Source organism: Shewanella sp. SG44-6 (assembly GCF_014164185.1).
Lineage (GTDB): Bacteria > Pseudomonadota > Gammaproteobacteria > Enterobacterales > Shewanellaceae > Shewanella > Shewanella vesiculosa.
Window position 1 is genome coordinate 1 of record NZ_JACJER010000374.1, and the last position, 243, is coordinate 243.

Genomic DNA, 243 nt, shown 5'->3' on the forward strand with positions numbered 1-243 from the left:
GCTTTCCGGAAGCGGCTAACGATGAGTTCGTTAACGCCAGTAAAAAATTCTCCGTTAATATTGATGAAATTCGTGCTATTTCTCGTCGCGAAAGTGCCTTTTATCTCTATGCAACCTCAGGTGTAGGAGCCAGAGGTTTAATGCAGTTAATGCCAGCTACGGCCAAACAAACGGCTAAAAGAAATAAAATCCCTTTTAATAACGTAAAAGACCTATACGACCCGAAAGTGAACATTATGCTGG

Annotated in this window: 1 protein-coding gene; it reads left to right on the forward strand. The window is 41.6% G+C overall.

What is annotated here, in order from left to right:
- The coding region (locus H5185_RS22630; RefSeq protein WP_182743389.1) for a transglycosylase SLT domain-containing protein at positions 1 to 243 on the forward strand (243 nt) is incomplete at both ends.